The following is an 18602-nucleotide window of genomic DNA, read 5'->3' as shown; positions in this document are numbered from 1 at the left end:
ATTTTACTTAAACATCTGATGCCTGTTACCAAAAATTACCTGGCAAAATAACCCCTGCTATAAGCACTTTGGTTTTTGTTTTCTTCCCCTGTTTCCGATTTTCCTGTCATGTTCCAATATTCAGGAGCTTCAACTGGTGGATTTTTGACATTAGGTTTCGGAAAGTAAGGGCTAATACCACCATATGTTTGCCTTGCGCCATCCGCCAAGGACAAGCTGGTGCCGCAGTTCATGCATTGAACACTAACACCATTAGGGGTATTAGCTACTTTGTGACTATGACGATCTTCAGCCATATTATAAGGAAGACGAACACCATCAGGACCAACTTTGATATTTTGTGTCTGACCTTCTACCGTTGCATTCTTTGTATATGCTGCCGACGCTGCTGGGTCACCAAAAGCATTTGGGTTATAAGCTTGAGCTGCTGAAGCACCCAATGCAAAACAGGAAACGATAGCTAGATTCATAACAGTTTTTTTCATTACAAGCTCCTTAATATCAAATCTTACGAGGATAGTTGAGTGGGGGTGAAATGTGCCTCACTCCTACAAGCTTTTATTGCGACTGCGTTAAGTGTGCAAATAATTATCATGGAAGTAAATCAATATACAAGTGCATCCTAGTACCAAACAGTATTTATCGAAGTTTATTTCAATATCCACATAATTCATTGATACTAAAATTTAAGATTCACCGGTAACAGAAAAAAACATACGTATAAAGTATTCTCCTGATAAATTCTTAATCCCATTTCAAATCAAATGCATAACATGTTGTTATACTTGCAACACCATACCCATTTGATCGAATTACATTGACCGTATGGATATTAAGTACATTTAGCAACATGGACGGTATTTTACAATCTTCCGTCTTCAACAACTACTGCATACAACTTCCCACACTGCATACGATTAACATCATGGAGCCTCCGGCAAGTGTCTTTAATCCTAAATAGACAACCAATCGTCAACTTTTTTGTCCTGTCAGTTTTTCGCATCTCACCTTTATATATATCGATGAGAGCCACATAATAGGACGACTACTATAAAAAGTAAATACGCAATTCATTTTAGCCCCACAAATACCACTAGCAGTCTGTCGGACTTAAAGAATCGTAGCGAAAATTGAGCTGAGCGAGGGTAGATTTTGCGAGCTTTCGCCTTACGGCGAAATGCCTGCTTACCCCACTTGATGATTTTGCAGGGTAATAGTTGTTCTATTGCCCAAAAAAGCGGCGAAATATACACCGCTCCGCTTAATTTGCAGCCGATTTCCTTTAAGTCCGACAGGCTGCTAGCACATGAGAATAAATGAGCAAATTCATATTCGATAGACCGAAGAGTACGTGGGTGCCTGGGCAGTAAAGAACTACTAAAAACCATTTTTCAAGAATATCAACACAAACTGGAATATAGAATCGCCTGCTGTGCAGTAGGAGTGCTCATTGCCAACAAGTGCTTCAGTAACAACAGGCTAATCAGCATGGAGTGATGTTTGATAAAGTTGCCGCATGAAATTCTACGGCAACCACTTTTATCCACGCCGCTTGCCTTGGTGTTTCAACAAGCGAATAGATGATTGCGTTCGGATTCGGCACGTCGTGAATATATCTCTAGCTATTCAATTTACCAGCAGCGGCTAGCGCTTCCTTCGTCTTACAGATGCGGCTGGCTCACGGTCTCGGAGCTTGCCCCGAACATACAGCGGAACATCAGGATGATTTATTCGTATCGTTCCCGCAGGCGAATTTTGTATGCTATTTCTGCGCGAACGAGGTGTCTTGCGCCACAAGTTTTACATCGAATTGTGACTTTATCAACGAATGTAGCAGTACCGTGTGCGCATCAACATCAGTTGGTATATGGTTGTAAGCGAGCTACCAAAGTGCGAATTCAGAGGGTAATTCCAAGGGAGGAACGAAAAGTTTTCAACTGTTCCAAGCATGCGATACGATTGCCATGCTTCAACAGCATGGGCTTCACGGGTGAATTTGATGGTCTGAAGAAACTGGAAAGTGGAAACTTCATTGAACACGCGATGCGACAGATAGACTAAACTGGACTTAGTATCATCCATGGTGGAATTATCCCGCAGGTCGGGAAAATTTTTTCAATCTTTGAGCCGCACACCGAATGGGGCAGCAAAGGCAAAGCGGGCGTCCCCTTTGAACTGGGTTTCAAGGTACGCATTTTGAAGGTCCAGCACCAATTCATTTTGCATCACCAAGTGACGGAAAAGATAACGGATGATCAAATGGTCGTCTCAATGAGATCGAATCATCCATCAACGGGTTCAAGCACCATGTTGCATGGCCATGATGGCAAGGAATCTCACCGCATAGGCAACGTCCTGTGGAAACGAGAGTAGTTGTGTGGACGGTGATAAAAGCAATGGTCGAGTCTCACCATGCAAACTAGTGGCTTAAACAACACTAAATTTCTTTAGGCCGGACTTTAATAATCGAGGAATTGTGATCGCCCAACATCATGAAAATTAATACTTCTGCATCGGGAAAATGCAAAACTTTTCCTTCCCGCAACAAAAATCAACATTTGTGGAGCACATACTGAAAGTTCAGAAAGGAGGTTTTTTAAATAGAGGAGATTCTGGCAGGCACAAATAACAAGACAGGCATATGCTAGCCTTAATATTTAGGCTTTACCGTATCACACTATACAATCTGAACACTGATTAATTGCCACACTAATTCATTTTTTCCATTAAATGAGTTAATGGCACCTCTAATATTAGTTGCGTAACTCCAATATCTTAAATCCAGCGACAATATCGAAGACACCGTCGGCCCGCTCGGCAAGTAAGCGATCCTAATATCAACAACACTTACCAAGAGCTGACCAACGTAATCAATGATATAGCCATCAATCTGACCAGATACTCAAATCAATCTAGCGTAATGGGCCAACGTTATAATAGTTATCGCGATTAACTTCCGCCTTCTCGGACTTGGATTTCATATCACCGAAAGTGATTTGGCCATCACCGTTAACATCCATTTCCTTAAATTTCTTAGCATGGTAAACATCAAACTCTTCTTTGGTGATTGCACCATCGGCGTTAGCATCCATAGAGTTAAACATTTGTCCATGCATTTTCCCATGTCCATGCATTTTCCCATGTCCATGCATTTTCCCATGTCCATGCGCTTTCCCATGCATTTTCCCATGGTGTGCATCGGTATCCGCGTGAGCTAACGTAGAGCCTAATGCAAAACAGGACACAATCATAAGGTAACCAACAGTTTTCTTCATGTCTAACTCCATTTATAAATTTACGGGAAATTATTCAACATACACAATATTATTATGCACTTAATGAATTTTCTGTGCTCCTAATTATTGGGCAAGGCAGCGCTTTTATTTTATGAGACATCCTCTACATGGCCTGCACAATACTGTGCATCATGGATAAGAAATTAGACGAGCACCCTCATTGACGCCGACTGTAAAACCTCTCGATGAATACGATATGTCAAAATGCCAAACTAAAAAATCAGTAATTGCTAGATCAAAGTCGCGACTTCTCATATTACATCTTGAGAGCATATTGTAACTCTAAACTGTTTTCAGTATGCCCTAAGTGTGCGTCAAGCTAAATGCGCATCGTTCAGCACATCTTAAGATCAAGTCAACGGTTTCTTAAGTGGTAGATGCACGTCTTCTATTACGCCGGCATCAGGGTCATTAAAGATAGCCATTGAAATACTATCTTCACCTCGAGCAACAATTGTTGTTACCGTTGCATCGCCCGTGACATTCACGACCGTGCGCATCATATCCAACAGGCGGTCAACCCCCATAATTAAGGCAATGCCTTCGACGGGCAAACCCACTTGATTAAATACCATGGCTAGCATAATCAACCCAACGCCTGGCACACCTGCTGTTCCTACCGAGGCCAAGACGGCCATGCCGATCACCGTCATAAAACCCGCCAGACCAAGCTCTATGCCATAAACATTGGCGACAAACACCGTGGCAACGCCTTGCATGATAGCGGTACCATCCATATTGATGGTGGCACCAAAAGGCACCACAAAGGACGCTGTAGAATTATCAACACCCAATCGCTTTTCTACCGCTCTTAGTGTGACAGGAATGGTTGCATTTGAACTGGAGGTACTGAATGCGAATATTTGCACCGCACGCATTTTCTTCAGAAACACTAATGGACTGACACGACCCGCAAACTTTAACAACAACATCAGTGTGCCCGTCACATGCAGCAGCAACACCAACATTACCACGCCGAAATAGCTTAGCATCGGTACAATTAACCCAAGCCCCTGTACCGAAAAAGTCTTCGCCATCAGCGCAAACACCCCATAAGGCGCAATTGACATCACAACCGAGACAACCTCCATCATCACTTCATTTAATCTCTCTGCACCATCCGCAATAGGTCGCCCCCTATCTCCTATCATCACAACGCAAATTGCGAATAAGATTGTAAAGAAGATGATTTGCAACATATTGCCTTCTGCATAAGCAGCCACTGGATTACTCGGCACCAGATCAATAAAAACTTGCGTTAACGGTGGTGCTGTGGGTGCTTCAAATGTCGTTTGTGCGGCTTTTGTCAGATCAAAACCTTTCCCTGGCGCAACAATCGTTGCCACAAAAACAGCCAAGGTAACGGCTGAAGCCGTAGTCAACAAAAACAATAAAAATGACTTTAAACCAACCCGCCCCAGTTTTTTAATATCACCAATGCCACATACCCCACAAATCAGCGAGAAAGTAACCAGCGGTACTACTAGCATTTTCAATAAATTAATAAATGTCGCGCCCAACACATGAAACAAACCATGGACAACATAACTTTGAATAAACGCTACATCACTGGCATAGGCATTAATCACGCCACCCAACACCAGCCCAGCCAACATCCAGATTAATATTTTTGTAGTCATTTATTGAAAGCTATCAGAAATCAACCAGATCGGTAGGTATTTTTTGGGTGCATGTTCGAATAAAAATTGCTCGCGAATTTCAAATCGAGTTTTCCTTTGCTTTCATCTTCCAAGAGATAATAAAAATACAGGGTAGAGAACCAGCTCTCGCCTGCCCTTTCTCATCAAACCGTACGTTCGATTTTGCGGATTATTGTTTTTGGCGATAATCATACTGACTTCAATTCCCACGCACGACTTTCCGATGCGCTTCACTTCAAGGTATGCGCCGTTTTCAGGCTAACCGTTATCGGAACTTTGAATTACCCATGTTTACCCATACTGCACCCTGCTGCAAGCAATGGGTTGTCAATTACGCTCTTAACAATTCGCTGACTTTAACCAGCCTTCGCCCAAAGGGGTAGATAATTAAACCTGCAAAAATTCTGTATTGCATGATTACATTGAACGGAGAAAGGTTGCATCGGACTGAAGTGGTAAATAGATAATGGAGTAGACGGGCATGGTGAACGGTAAGATGTTGGGCTTCATTTCATTCAGCCCAACCAGGCTTTCCGGTGGCCAGCGTGGCCTCATGCTAGTTAATCCCGCAGCGTGCTTCGAACCACCTGGTGCCCATTCAGTCATTATAAAAATAGTACAAAAAGACCCAGATTTATTTGTAAAATGCGTTTATAAACAGGTGGGACTTGACACGAATACCGTTCGGCAAATAAAAATAGGCTAATATAATCAACATTCTGAACAATACAAATACTCCGTCAAGCGCGCTATCCGAACAGCATTGGGACTTGACAACTAAAATCCAGTCTATCTAAGATTATCACTAAAAATAAGCTGCACTGAAGATATATCAAGTGCAGAACAACATTAGAATAACTTCCAGCCTACCAAGTGGATATAATGTTGAAGTGTGAATCTACAGGTCGGTCCAATATGTTATTACTGTATGTCATAGTAATGCTTGGACATAGCATAGCTGAAGCTAATTTTTGACGAATTCATTAAATTGCAAACTGCTTATTTTCTAACTGGCCTCGCTTATCGATCAGCCACAAACACAACAAACACTTATTAACAAACTGCGTCTCTACTTCTAAATCAGACTACATGTCAACAATTCTTAACAATCGCGCACAAGTTTTGCTTAAGACATTGGTGGATCGCTATATTAACAATGGTCAGCCGGTTGGTTCACGCGCGTTGCTAGAGTTTTCTGGCTTGGAAGTCAGCTCAGCCACTATTCGTAATGTAATGGCCAGCCTTGAAGAAATGGGACTAGTGAGCAGTCCGCACACTTCCGCTGGGCGCGTACCGACAGCGCGAGGTTATCGTTTATTTATCGACACATTGATGGTAGTGCAACCGCTGGACAGCGCACGTGTGCAACAGCTCGAGCACCAATTACAACCGGACAACCCTTCGCGCTTGCTGATGCAGGCATCCAATTTATTGTCAGAGCTCACCCATTTTGCCGGTGTGGTCGCCACGCCAAAGCGCGCCGCCATCACAGTAAGCCATGTCGAATTTTTACGCCTATCTACGAAAAAAGTTCTGTTGATCATCGTAATGCCTAATGGCGAGGTGGAAAACCGTGTATTGCTGACGCACAAGGATTACACGCAATCACAGCTCACTGAGGCCGGTAATTTTTTAAGTCAGCACTATGTTGACTGCCCACTTCAGGATATCCACCAACGCGTGCAGTCCGAGTTACATCAATTGCAGCACGACCTAACATCGTTAATGAGCGCGGCGATGGCAGCAGGTGATGCGGTAATTGCACGAAAAAATGAAGACTATGTGATCAGCGGTGAACGCAATCTTCTATATATAAACGATCTTTCTTCAAACATGCAGCAGCTACGCGGGCTGTTTAACGTGTTCGAACAGAAAACGGAGCTACTGCAGTTACTTGATGTAAGCCGCCATGCACCCGGCGTGCATATTTTTGTCGGCAACGAATCCGGGTTGCCCGGGTTGGGCGAGTGCAGTGTAGTTAGTGCGCCCTATACTTCTGACGGTCAGATTATTGGCACACTGGCGGTGGTCGGTCCCAAGCGCATGAATTACGAAAAAGTCGTCCCGATTGTGGACATCACATCTAAACTACTTAGTAATGCGCTGTCGCAAAATTAGCTAAAACAAAATATCAACATCAAAGGCACCACAGAGAAGAACAGTCCAAAATTTTTCAATCGGTATTTTGTTTAGTTTGTTCTCAGTAGAAAATTTATTGGATAATACTCTATGTCTTACCTAGCTGAACCCACCTACACCCACGGCATACCTGAAAAATGTGCTGTTTTATTGCTTAATCTTGGCACACCGGACGCTCCTACCGCCCAAGCAGTCAAACCTTATCTGCGTGAATTCCTGAGCGACCAGCGTGTGGTGGAAATTCCAAAACTTGTCTGGTGGTTCATTCTGAACGGCATTATCTTAAACACTAGACCAAAGAAATCAGCCGCCAAATATGCCAGCATTTGGATGCCGGAAGGCTCACCTCTGAAAGTGCATACCGAACGCCAGACCAGTCTGCTAAAAGACTATCTAGGGGAACGCATGCAAGATATGCCACTGGTTGTGGACTACGCCATGCGCTATGGCAACCCATCAATTCCCAGTGTACTGAACAAACTCAAGGCGCAAAACTGTCAGCGCATCCTGATTGTTCCAATGTATCCACAATATGCCGCCAGTGCAACTGGCACTGCATGGGATGTCATTTTTAGTGAACTCACCAAACAACGCAACATGCCCGCGCTACGCACTATTAAGCACTTTCACGACAACACGGGTTACATTGCAGCCACTGCACAAAACATCCGCGATTATTGGACGCTGCATGGTCGGCCGGATAAGCTAGTGATGAGCTTCCACGGTTTACCGCGCTACTCGCTGGAGAAAGGTGACCCTTATCACTGTGAATGCCTAAAGAGCGGACGTCTGATAGCTGAGGCACTGCAACTTAAGACAGAGCAATACGCTGTTTGCTTCCAGTCACGCTTTGGCCGCGCTGAGTGGATCCAACCTTATACCACCACCATTCTTAAAGAATTAGGTACGAAAAAAACTAAACGCGTAGACGTGGTCTGTCCTGGCTTCGTAGCAGACTGCCTGGAAACGCTGGAAGAGATTGCAATGGAGGGTAAAGAAGATTTTAAGCATGCAGGCGGGGGCGAATATCACTACATTCCTTGTCTCAATGAACGGCCAGGCTGGATACATGCCTTAACGGATTTAGTGCTGGATAATCTACACGGCTGGCTGGATAAACCGCAAGCTGCGCAACTGGAACAGAGCCGCTTAAGGGCTCTGGCTATGAGTGCTGAGCGTTAGCTTGAATAAAGTGCATGCGCCATATGAGCTAACCCATACAGCAGCAAAAAATGCCTTTATATCCGGATAAAATTCTCGCGATAATATTTCATCTCATTGATTGATTCGTAAATATCGGCCAGCGCTTCATGCTTACCATGTTTCTTTATTCCTTGAGCCACTTCAGGCTTCCAGCGTTTAGCAAGTTCTTTAAGGGTGCTTACATCCAAATTGCGGTAGTGGAAATAGCTTTCCAGTTGCGGCATCCAGCGCGCGAGAAAGCGCCGATCCTGGCAAATGGAATTGCCGCACATCGGTGAAATGCGAGCGGGCACATATTCCTTGAGAAACTCCAGCATCTGAGCTTCCACTGCGGCAGCGTCCAGCGTAGATGCTTTTACCTTGTCGATGAGGCCAGATTTTCCATGGGTGGATTTATTCCAGCTATCCATGCCATCCAATACAATATCTGCTTGATGCACTACCAAAACCGGTGCCTCAACAATTGTATTCAAATCGCCATCAGTAATAACCAGCGCAACTTCAATAATACAATCGGTTTCCGGAACTAGACCGGTCATCTCCATATCTATCCAAATGAGGTGGTCTTTATTCTGTGCCATAATTCGCTGCATTTTTTATTTATAAAACTATCGGGCAGGTATTGTGCCATACCAATACTACAAGCCAATTATTTTTAATTAATAGAACATAACCTGAGCATGCCATAAAATGCAACATAAACTAATAATATCAATTAGTTATTTATATTTTTATATAAAATCAGAATAAATGAATCCTTTCCAATTTTCCGCGTTATTTATTAGTGCACTGTTGTTAACTACGATCGCCCAAATGTGGCTGGCACGACGTCATCTTAATCACATCCACGCACATCGCGCCGAAGTGCCATCGGATTTTCGCAAACAGATTGATCTCTCAGCACACCAAAAAGCGGCAGACTACACGAGCGCTAAAACGCGATTAAGTTTACTGAGTACGCCATTCAATGCTCTGCTATTACTCGTATTCACTCTTGGTGGTGCGGTACAGTGGATCGCTGATTTGTGGTTGGCCACCTATACTAATTCACTTATACAAGGCTTGGCGATCATCCTAACAGTGTTACTACTTTCATCCCTGTTGGAAATGCCGTTCAGCCTGTACCGCACATTCGTAATTGAGGCACGCTACGGCTTCAATAAAATGACGCTGGCCATGTATCTGGTTGATGCCGCGAAAGGTTTGTTGATCGGTGCCATATTTGTCCTGCCATTATTATTTGGAGTATTGTGGCTCATGGAACGCATGGGTGAACATTGGTGGCTGTATGTGTGGGGAGTATGGGTAACGTTCAATCTGCTGCTGCTTTTCATCTACCCCACTTTCATCGCACCGTTGTTCAACAAGTTCACCCCACTGCAAGATGAGACGCTTAAAATGCGTATTAAGGCACTCTTACAGAAATGCGGATTCACCGCACAAGGGCTATTTGTAATGGATGGTTCCAAGCGTACCTCACACGGAAACGCTTACTTCACAGGCTTTGGAAAAACAAAGCGAATTGTATTTTTCGATACCCTGCTGGAACGCCTCGCGCCAAAAGAAATTGAGGCGGTACTAGCGCATGAGCTGGGGCATTTCAAGCGTCACCATGTGCTCAAACGCATCGTTTCCACCTTTGCCTTGAGCCTAGTTTTTTTATGGCTGCTAGCACAACTAATGGATGCAAACTGGTTCTATGGCGGACTCGGTGTTACCACTCCATCGACTGCACTGGCGCTATTACTGTTCTTCATGATATTGCCGGTGTTCAGCTTTTTACTGCATCCACTTATGAGCTATTACTCTCGCAAACATGAATTTGAGGCGGACGCCTATGCCGCACAACAAACCAATGCGCGTGATCTGGCCAGCGCGCTGGTAAAGATGTATCAAGACAATGCTGCAACACTTACACCAGATCCGTTGTATTCTACGTTTTACGACTCGCATCCACCTGCTCTGATGCGCGTTGCCCGATTACAAACTTTACAAGGAACCTAGTCATGAAAAAATACTTTGCTATATTTTTATTACTGTACGGTACAGCACAAGCCGAGCCATTTGCCGATGGACAAACTGAAGCCGGTAAAAAATTGTTCGACAAATACCAATGCAACAGCTGCCACAACGGCAAAATGGGCGGCGACGGCAACGCCATCTTCACGCGTCCAAACCGCAAGGTGAATGATCCGCAGCAACTAGCGGCGCAAATTGACGTATGCGCTCGTAATGTGCGTGCTAATCTTTCCGCACATGCAAAACTGGACCTCGCAGCTTATCTCAACAAGTATTTTTATAAATTCAAGTAAGTGCTGTGACAACTCTCTTTGATTTGGCAAACAAAAAATGCAAACCTTGCGAAGGCGGTATTCAGCCGTTATCTCAGGATGATATTAGTATTATGATAAAGCAGCTGGATAGTTGGGTGCAGCGCGATCTTACTATCGGTAAAACTTTCGAATTTAAAAATTATTATCAGACCATGGCATTCGTAAATGCAGTGGCATGGATTTCACACCACGAAGATCATCATCCCGATCTGAGCGTTAGCTACAACAAGTGCCATGTAGAATATTCCACGCACGCCATTCAGGGTCTGTCAGAGAATGACTTCATCTGTGCCGCCAAGGTGGACGCCTTGCTTAAAGTTTGAATCCACCTGTCCAAGGACAAGTAGTCGCCGCCTTCAGCCGCCAATATCTGGTTGAGCTATCTGATGGAGAATTGCTGCCATGTCTCACACATGGCAAGAAAAGCGAAGTGGCTTGTGGTGATATGGTAGAAGTTCAGCGCATAGGTGATGCGCAAGGAGTGGTTAAGCATATCCTGCCGCGCCAGACCTTGCTTTATCGTTCTGATGCCTACCGCCAGAAACTCATTGCCGCCAACATCACACAAATCATTGTGGTCGTAGCAAGCAAGCCTTCGTTTAGCGACGAACTACTGGCACGTTGCCTCATCGCCGCACACGACCAGCAACTTGCAACCCTCATCGTGCTGAATAAATGCGACTTACTTGAAGCAACTACAATCGCACGTGTCCAACTAGAACCCTACCGCGCCATCGGTTACCAAGTGCTGGAACTATCTGCAAAAGAGAACATCACCCCTCTACGCTCCTTTCTACAAGGCCATACCAGCATACTGGTGGGGCAATCCGGCATGGGTAAATCCACCCTTATTAATGCACTATTACCCAATGCACAAGCAGCCACACGTGAAATTTCCACCGCACTTAATTCAGGAAAACACACTACCACCCACGCGCGCCTATATCACTTAAATAGGGAAAGCCAACTGGTAGACTGCCCCGGTGTGCAAGCGTTTGGGCTACATCATCTGGATTCTGGTGCCATCGAAGCGGGCTTTGTGGAGTTCGCGGTCTATTACGGCCAGTGTCGCTTCAATAATTGTCATCACACACACGAGCCGGGCTGTGCGCTGAAAGAAGCTGAGCAAGGTGGGAAGATAAATTCACGGAGACTAAAACTGTTTCAGGAGATCAGCCAGAACAAGTGTTGATCTGCTTCCTTGAAAAAGCAGGTGGTGATTTGGCTTATGATATTTATCAAATAAGGAGCCAATGTTGCGAATACGTCAGATCCTCACAAACGTTGCTAACCCTAGCAGTAACAACAACGCAATCCAAAACACCAACGCGCGCCACACTAAACCTATAGTGCTTTGCATGAAATCCACGTCAGCCTCATCCCCCATTCCCAGTTCGGGACGGTCCAGCGGCAAACCACCTTGTAAAATTGGCAATCCGAGCCTAACACCGATCGCACCCGCTCCACTTGCCAGCACAATGCCAGCTTCCGGATCAGGCCAATTTTGTGCCTGTGTGCGCCAGCAATAAACGGTGTCTTCAAAATCGCCGACAATAGCAAAGATTGTGGCTGTGAGGCGCAGCGGAAGCCATTCTATCCAATGGTAGGCTTGTCGTGCGAACATGCCGAATTCGTTGAGATCGACGTCATTCTGTTTATCCCAACGCGTATAAATAAACTGTGCCATACGATACAGTATTGCGCCAACTGGCCCCAGTCCCAGCAGCATTGTAATCACAAACCACACTATCACACCGAACACACGACGATGTGAGGCCAACAGCCCTTCTTCAATGGTGACGCGCGCAACCTCCTCGTGGCTCAGCTCATCACATGGCAATCCACGCCATGTAGAAAGAATACTGCGCGCTTTGTCTAAATCGTTGTCACGTAGCGCTTGGTGAATATCGGTGTAGTAATGACTGAACTGGCGGAAACCCATGGTGAGATACAGCACCAGCACACTGAATGCCCAGGCGAACACTGGGTAGATAAGGTTCGACAACCAATACAGCGCAACTGTAACGCATAACGGTAATAACACCGCAAGTAGCCAAGCAATCTTGCCATGCTTATGCTCTCCAGCGTTTAAGTGGCACTGAAAAAAATTGACATAGTGTGTCAGCCAGACAAACAAGTGTTTGCGCGAAGCAAGTGGATGTAATTGTTCCAGCAACAAGGCGGCGATTAGGGAAAACAGGCTCATGGCATCTCGGGGTGCGTAGGCTAAGTTAGCCTGCAAGATACCACACACACAGGATAATGCGACACCATTAACCCAACTGTCTCAGTTATTACACACACTTGCTGTCATTTCCAGGTGGCCGTGCCGGTGAACACTCTGCAACCGCTTCCTCCCCGACACCAACCACTTATTGCCTTCTTCGGTAGATGACTGACTAACGCAAGATCATCTGACTCGCGCAACGGTTGAAGTCATTGATGGGTTTTATTTCTCTAACTGTCACCTGCACATTTTATTGTATGAAATGTACATTGCGTGACGCACGCTATAATGGCGCCTATCAATTTTCCTCACATCATAATGCGCCCTCGCCCTGCCTCCTCAAACCATGCGACTCGTGGCGATTGGAATATCATTCGCACCTTGTTGCCTTACCTGCTGGAATTCAAGAATCGTGTTGTGCTGGCGTTGTTACTGCTGATACTGGCCAAACTGGCTAACGTAACGGTGCCACTGTTACTCAAGGAAATCGTGGATGCTCTGGATAAGCCAAAGGCAATGCTTTTGGTACCGGTATCACTCGTGGTTGGCTATGGATTGCTGAGGCTCTTCAGTACACTGTTTGGCGAATTACGCGACGCGGTATTTGCCAAAGTAACCCAGCGCGCCATACGGCGCGTGGCACTCAAACTGTTCGTTCATCTGCATAGCTTAAGTCTGCGCTTCCACCTGGAGCGGCAGACAGGTGGCGTATCGCGTGATATTGAGCGTGGCACAAAAGGAATCAGTTTCCTACTCAATTTTATGCTGTTCAGCATTCTGCCAACGCTGCTCGAAATCGCTCTGGTTGCAGGTATCCTGTTTTATAAATATAACCCGTGGTTTGCGATTATCACTTTCATCACGCTGACTGTGTATATCGTCTTTACCTTATTCATTACCGAGTGGCGCATGGTATTTCGCCGCACCATGAATGATATGGACTCAAAGGCAAACACGCGCGCCATAGACAGCCTGCTTAACTATGAAACGGTAAAATATTTTGGTAACGAGGACTATGAAGCGCGACGTTACGATGAACACATGAGCAAGTGGGAAACCTCGGCGGTGCAGAACCAGACTTCTCTGGCAACGTTGAATTCCGGGCAGAGCACTATTATTGCTATCGGCATGACCGCGTTGATGCTGCTGGCATCGAATGGCGTGGTAAAAGGTGAGTTGACCATAGGCGACCTGGTTCTAATCAACGTTTTCATGTTGCAGCTTTATATGCCACTGCATTTTCTTGGCTTTGTCTATCGCGAGATCAAGCACTCTCTAGTGGACATGGAAAAAATGTTCCGCCTGCTCGATGAAAACCGTGAGATACAAGATACGCCAGATGCGGTTGCGCTAAAGGTGGATCAAGCAGCAGTACATTTTGAGCAAGTGTGTTTTTCTTACGAACCAAAGCGTCAGATTTTATTCGATATCAGTTTTGATATTTCGCCTGGACACACGGTCGCGGTGGTGGGTTCAAGTGGAGCGGGAAAATCTACCTTATCACGATTGCTGTTCCGTTTTTATGATGTCAATTCAGGGCGCATCCTGATAGACAATCAGGACATTCGCCAGGTGACACAAGCCAGTTTGCGCGCTGTGATTGGCATTGTGCCGCAAGACACCGTGCTGTTTAACGATAGCATTTATTACAATATAGCTTATGGCCGCCCCGAAGCCACGCGTGAAGAAGTGTTACATGCGGCGCAGTCGGCGCATATTCACGCTTTTATAACATCGTTACCGGATGGCTACGACACTATGGTGGGTGAGCGTGGATTGAAGTTGTCTGGCGGGGAGAAGCAGCGTGTGGCGATTGCGCGCGCCATCCTCAAAAATCCTGCGATCCTGATTTTTGACGAGGCAACTTCGGCGCTGGATTCTCAATCCGAGAAAGTGATTCAAAATGAATTGCGCAACGTTGCACACGATCGTACCACACTGATTATCGCTCATCGCCTGTCCACCATCGTGGACGCAAATCAGATATTAGTAATGGACAATGGGCGCATTGTTGAACGTGGTACTCATCGAGAGTTGCTGGCGAAACAAGGTGTGTATGCGAAAATGTGGGCTCTACAACAGCAAGAACAAGAGTGACCAGAACTTTTTGCTCTTTGATTCATTTGTTACCCAGTCTTTTACAAAAATAAAATTAGCCTGAGCGACTTTATTTCAGGCCATTTTTGCTACCCTGCCGCTCAAAATCACGTCTCATTGAGAATGTAGCTCGCTCTCCAGTTTCATGCGTTATAAAGAGGCGGTTCGTGGCGGACATCCTCCATGCTGTGGCATAATCATGTGCTATAAAAGGAAGCGAGCATGAGCACACAAACTCTTTACGACAAACTTTGGAACAGCCATGTGGTGCATAAAGAACCGGATGGCACCACGTTGATTTATATCGATCGCCATTTGGTGCATGAAGTGACCAGTCCGCAGGCATTTGAGGGCTTGCGGCTGGCTGGGCGCAAGCCCTGGCGTATAGCTTCCATGCTCGCCGTGGCGGATCACAATGTGCCCACTACGGATCGTACGCATGGCATTACCGATCCAATTTCGCGACTGCAAGTGGATACGCTGGATGACAATTGCGATGAGCTTGGCATTACCGAGTTCAGGATGTCAGATGTGCGCCAAGGCATCGTACATGTCATTGGGCCAGAGCAGGGTGCAACCTTGCCGGGTATGACCGTGGTCTGTGGTGATTCGCACACCAGTACACATGGCGCGTTTGCTGCGCTGGCATTTGGCATTGGCACATCGGAAGTTGAGCATGTAATGGCGACACAGTGCTTACTCATGAAAAAAGCCCGTGCCATGCAAGTGTTGATGGAAGGCGCGCTCGGTAAGGGTGTCACTGCCAAGGACTTGGTACTGGCAGTGATCGGCAAAATTGGTACGGCGGGTGGAACAGGCTATGCGATCGAATTTGCCGGTAGTGCGATTCGAGCGCTGTCTATGGAAGGGCGAATGACAGTATGTAACATGGCCATCGAAGCAGGTGCCCGCGCCGGAATGATAGCAGCGGATGACACCACGATCAGCTACCTCAAAGGTCGGCCTTTTGCACCGCAAGGTGAGCTATGGGACAAGGCGACAGACTACTGGCGTACTTTGCATAGCGATGAGGGTGCACAGTTTGACAAGGTGGTACGACTAGATGCTGCGGAAATAAAACCGCAAGTCACTTGGGGTACCTCGCCAGAAATGGTGGTGGCGGTAGATGGCAACATACCCGATCCGACGCGAGAGAGTGACCCTGTGAAGCGCAGCAGTATTAATCTCTCATTAAAGTATATGGGATTGCAGCCGAATACACCTATTACTGCGATTCAGATTGACAAAGTATTTATAGGATCATGCACCAATGCTCGCATTGAGGATTTGCGCGCAGCAGCAGAGGTGGTGCGCGGCAAGCATGTTGCTGCCAATGTAAAGCTAGCAATGGCGGTGCCTGGCTCTGGTCTAGTCAAGCAGCAGGCTGAGCGCGAAGGCTTGGACAAAGTATTTATCGAGGCGGGTTTCGAATGGCGCGAGCCAGGATGCTCTATGTGCCTTGCGATGAATGCGGATAAATTGGAGCCAGGTGAACGATGCGCTTCAACTTCCAACCGGAATTTCGAAGGACGACAAGGACCGGGCGGTAGGACACATTTGGTGAGCCCTGAGATGGCAGCGGCGGCAGCGATTGCCGGCCATTTTGTAGATGTCAGAAATTTTTAGTATTGCTTGGGCGTACAGGAGAACATAAGGATGTTTAAATTTAAAATGGTGTTGTTGCTGGTGTTCCCCTTAGTTATGGTGACAGGATGTAATACTGTCGGGGGTTTTGGCAAGGATCTGTCCAAAGTCGGCAGCTCGATTGAGAAAACTGCGGATGAGGTAAAAAATAGCAATGGGAAATAGCAATGGATAAGTTCATCCGTATTGATGGCTTAGCTGTACCACTTGACCGTGCCAACGTGGATACGGATGCGATCATTCCTAAGCAGTTTCTGAAATCAATCAAGCGCACTGGTTTTGGTCCCAACCTGTTTGACGAATGGCGTTATCTTGACCACGGCGAACCGGGCATGGACAATTCTAAGCGTCCACTTAACTCAAATTTTGTATTGAACCAGCCGCGTTATCTTGGCGCACAGATTTTGCTGGCACGTGAGAATTTCGGCTGTGGCTCATCGCGTGAACATGCGCCATGGGCACTTGATGATTACGGCTTCCGCGCCATCATCGCGCCCAGCTTTGCCGATATTTTCTGTAATAACTGTTTTAAAAATGGTTTATTACCAATTGTGCTGGATACTGCAAGCGTAGATGAATTATTTCGGTCGGTGACAGCGACGCCTGGCTATCATTTAGAGATTGACCTGGAGCAACAAAGAATCACTACTCCGAATGGGTCGGTGTATCACTTTGAGGTGGATGCCTTTCGCAAAAATTGCCTGTTAAATGGACTGGATGACATTGGACTGACTCTGCAGCATGTGCAAGAGATCAAGGAATACGAAGCACGGCGTAAACCTGAAGTACCGTGGTTATTTAAAGAAAGTTGAGCTCATGAAAATCGCTATACTGCCGGGCGACGGCATTGGACCGGAAATTATTGCACAAGCCGCCAAGGTGTTGGAAGCCTTGCGACGCGAAGGGCTGCCCTTGGAGCTGGAATACGCGCCTATCGGAGGTGCAGGCTATGATGCTTCAGGTGATCCACTACCGGATGCTACGCTAAAGTTGGCACAGCAGTCAGATGCCGTATTGCTCGGAGCAGTGGGAGGTTACCAATATGACGCGCTGCCACGCTTGTTAAGGCCTGAACAAGGTCTGTTGCGCATTCGTAAAGGGCTTAATCTGTTTGCTAACCTGCGTCCGGCAATGCTGTATCCGGAATTAGCAAATGCCTCTCCGCTGCGCCCTGAAGTAGTATCTGGGCTAGACATCATGATTTTACGGGAATTGACTGGTGATATTTATTTCGGCCAGCCACGCGGCATTCGGACGCTCGATAATGGTGAGAGGCAAGGTTTTGATACCATGGTATACAGTGAATCTGAAATCTCCCGCGTGGCACATGTTGGCTTCCAGATTGCCATAAAACGCGCCGGTGAAAATCGTATGGGGAAAGTGTGCTCAGTGGATAAGGCAAATGTGCTGGACACGAGTATGTTGTGGCGTGAAATTGTGACTGCGGTAGCAAAGGAATATCCAACAGTCGAGCTATCGCATATGTATGTGGACAATGCAGCGATGCAACTGGTGCGGGCACCCAAGCAGTTCGATGTAATTCTAACCGGCAATATTTTCGGTGACATCCTGTCGGATGAAGCCTCCATGTTGACAGGCTCCATCGGCATGTTGCCTTCCGCTTCGCTGGATGCAAACAACAAGGGTTTGTATGAACCTTGTCACGGCTCCGCGCCGGACATTGCAGGCAAAAACATTGCCAATCCATTAGCGACAATTTTGTCATTGGCAATGATGATGCGCTACACATTTGCACACGTAAATATCGCTCAACGCATCGAGTCTGCGGTACGCAAGGCTTTGCAGCAGGGTTTGCGCACTGCGGATATTGCCGAGGCCGGCATGGAGAAAATTAGTACGGACGCGATGGGCGATGCCGTAGTTGCGACGCTGCTAAATTAATTTAAATGGGACTGTAAATATCAGGTGGATTTTATTCCAAAAAGTCAGACGCGAGCGATATTTGGTAGCACATGGATGATCAGCGTCAACAATATGATCC

17 protein-coding genes and 1 pseudogene are annotated in these 18602 nt (G+C 46.2%); 12 read left to right on the top strand and 6 right to left on the bottom strand.

The window, feature by feature from the left end:
• Positions 1-35 precede the first annotated feature (35 nt).
• A complete protein-coding gene (locus tag MJ769_RS02600; protein WP_239234284.1) occupies positions 36-485 on the bottom strand; it encodes a hypothetical protein in 450 nt (149 codons plus the stop codon).
• Positions 486-1821: 1336 nt separating this feature from the next.
• The gene (locus MJ769_RS02595; RefSeq protein ID WP_239234283.1) at positions 1822-2082 is read right to left on the bottom strand and encodes a hypothetical protein; all 261 of its coding nucleotides are present in this window, start codon (positions 2080-2082) and stop codon (positions 1822-1824) included.
• A gap of 9 nt (positions 2083-2091) precedes the next feature.
• Here MJ769_RS02595 and MJ769_RS02590 point away from each other — a divergent pair.
• Positions 2092-2274 (top strand): annotated as a pseudogene (locus MJ769_RS02590) (ISNCY family transposase); the annotation flags it as partial.
• Between the two features lie 638 nt (positions 2275-2912).
• Here the strand turns inward: MJ769_RS02590 and MJ769_RS02585 are convergent.
• Positions 2913-3275, bottom strand: coding sequence for a hypothetical protein (locus tag MJ769_RS02585; RefSeq protein WP_239234282.1), 363 nt, complete (start codon positions 3273-3275; stop codon positions 2913-2915).
• A gap of 371 nt (positions 3276-3646) precedes the next feature.
• A complete protein-coding gene (locus MJ769_RS02580) occupies positions 3647-4936 on the bottom strand; it encodes a dicarboxylate/amino acid:cation symporter (protein WP_239234281.1) in 1290 nt (429 codons plus the stop codon).
• Positions 4937-6055: 1119 nt separating this feature from the next.
• On the opposite strand from MJ769_RS02580, the gene hrcA reads away from it, so the two are divergent.
• Both hrcA and hemH read left to right on the top strand, forming a co-directional pair.
• Positions 6056-7075, top strand: coding sequence for a heat-inducible transcriptional repressor HrcA (gene hrcA / locus MJ769_RS02575; RefSeq protein WP_239234328.1), 1020 nt, complete (start codon positions 6056-6058; stop codon positions 7073-7075).
• A 111-nt stretch (positions 7076-7186) separates the two neighbouring features.
• Positions 7187-8278 (top strand): ferrochelatase, encoded by a 1092-nt coding sequence (gene hemH, locus MJ769_RS02570; RefSeq protein WP_239234280.1) that lies wholly within the window; start codon positions 7187-7189, stop codon positions 8276-8278.
• Between the two features lie 56 nt (positions 8279-8334).
• Here hemH and orn read toward each other — a convergent pair whose 3' ends face one another.
• The gene (orn, locus tag MJ769_RS02565; protein WP_239234279.1) at positions 8335-8880 is read right to left on the bottom strand and encodes an oligoribonuclease; all 546 of its coding nucleotides are present in this window, start codon (positions 8878-8880) and stop codon (positions 8335-8337) included.
• A gap of 169 nt (positions 8881-9049) precedes the next feature.
• Here orn and MJ769_RS02560 point away from each other — a divergent pair, with 169 nt between their 5' ends.
• The 4 genes from MJ769_RS02560 to rsgA are packed head-to-tail and all read left to right on the top strand — an operon-like array spanning position 9050 to position 11824.
• A complete protein-coding gene (locus MJ769_RS02560; protein ID WP_239234278.1) occupies positions 9050-10303 on the top strand; it encodes a M48 family metallopeptidase in 1254 nt (417 codons plus the stop codon).
• Between the two features lie 2 nt (positions 10304-10305).
• Positions 10306-10611, top strand: a complete 306-nt coding sequence (locus tag MJ769_RS02555; protein WP_239234277.1) for a c-type cytochrome — start codon at positions 10306-10308, stop codon at positions 10609-10611.
• Between the two features lie 5 nt (positions 10612-10616).
• On the top strand, positions 10617-10955 hold the full coding sequence (locus MJ769_RS02550; RefSeq protein ID WP_239234276.1) for a 4a-hydroxytetrahydrobiopterin dehydratase: 339 nt from the start codon (positions 10617-10619) through the stop codon (positions 10953-10955).
• A complete protein-coding gene (rsgA, locus tag MJ769_RS02545) occupies positions 10952-11824 on the top strand; it encodes a ribosome small subunit-dependent GTPase A (RefSeq protein WP_239234275.1) in 873 nt (290 codons plus the stop codon). Before MJ769_RS02550 ends, rsgA begins: the two co-directional genes overlap by 4 nt.
• 75 nt (positions 11825-11899) lie before the next feature.
• Here rsgA and MJ769_RS02540 read toward each other — a convergent pair whose 3' ends face one another.
• Positions 11900-12838, bottom strand: a complete 939-nt coding sequence (locus MJ769_RS02540) for a CobD/CbiB family protein (RefSeq protein WP_239234274.1) — start codon at positions 12836-12838, stop codon at positions 11900-11902.
• A gap of 339 nt (positions 12839-13177) precedes the next feature.
• Here MJ769_RS02540 and MJ769_RS02535 point away from each other — a divergent pair, with 339 nt between their 5' ends.
• The 5 genes from MJ769_RS02535 (at position 13178) to leuB (ending at position 18502) form a co-directional block, all read left to right on the top strand.
• Positions 13178-14956, top strand: coding sequence for an ABCB family ABC transporter ATP-binding protein/permease (locus tag MJ769_RS02535; protein WP_239234327.1), 1779 nt, complete (start codon positions 13178-13180; stop codon positions 14954-14956).
• Positions 14957-15178: 222 nt separating this feature from the next.
• Positions 15179-16582 (top strand): 3-isopropylmalate dehydratase large subunit, encoded by a 1404-nt coding sequence (gene leuC / locus MJ769_RS02530; protein ID WP_239234273.1) that lies wholly within the window; start codon positions 15179-15181, stop codon positions 16580-16582.
• Between the two features lie 30 nt (positions 16583-16612).
• Positions 16613-16765, top strand: a complete 153-nt coding sequence (locus tag MJ769_RS02525; RefSeq protein WP_239234272.1) for an entericidin A/B family lipoprotein — start codon at positions 16613-16615, stop codon at positions 16763-16765.
• Positions 16766-16767: 2 nt separating this feature from the next.
• Positions 16768-17412 (top strand): 3-isopropylmalate dehydratase small subunit, encoded by a 645-nt coding sequence (leuD, locus tag MJ769_RS02520; protein WP_239234271.1) that lies wholly within the window; start codon positions 16768-16770, stop codon positions 17410-17412.
• A 4-nt stretch (positions 17413-17416) separates the two neighbouring features.
• On the top strand, positions 17417-18502 hold the full coding sequence (gene leuB / locus MJ769_RS02515; protein ID WP_239234270.1) for a 3-isopropylmalate dehydrogenase: 1086 nt from the start codon (positions 17417-17419) through the stop codon (positions 18500-18502).
• Positions 18503-18602: the final 100 nt, after the last annotated feature.

The organism is Candidatus Nitrotoga sp. BS (assembly GCF_927797785.1).
Classification (GTDB): Bacteria; Pseudomonadota; Gammaproteobacteria; order Burkholderiales; family Gallionellaceae; genus Nitrotoga.
This window is presented reverse-complemented; position numbering and strand designations above follow the sequence as displayed.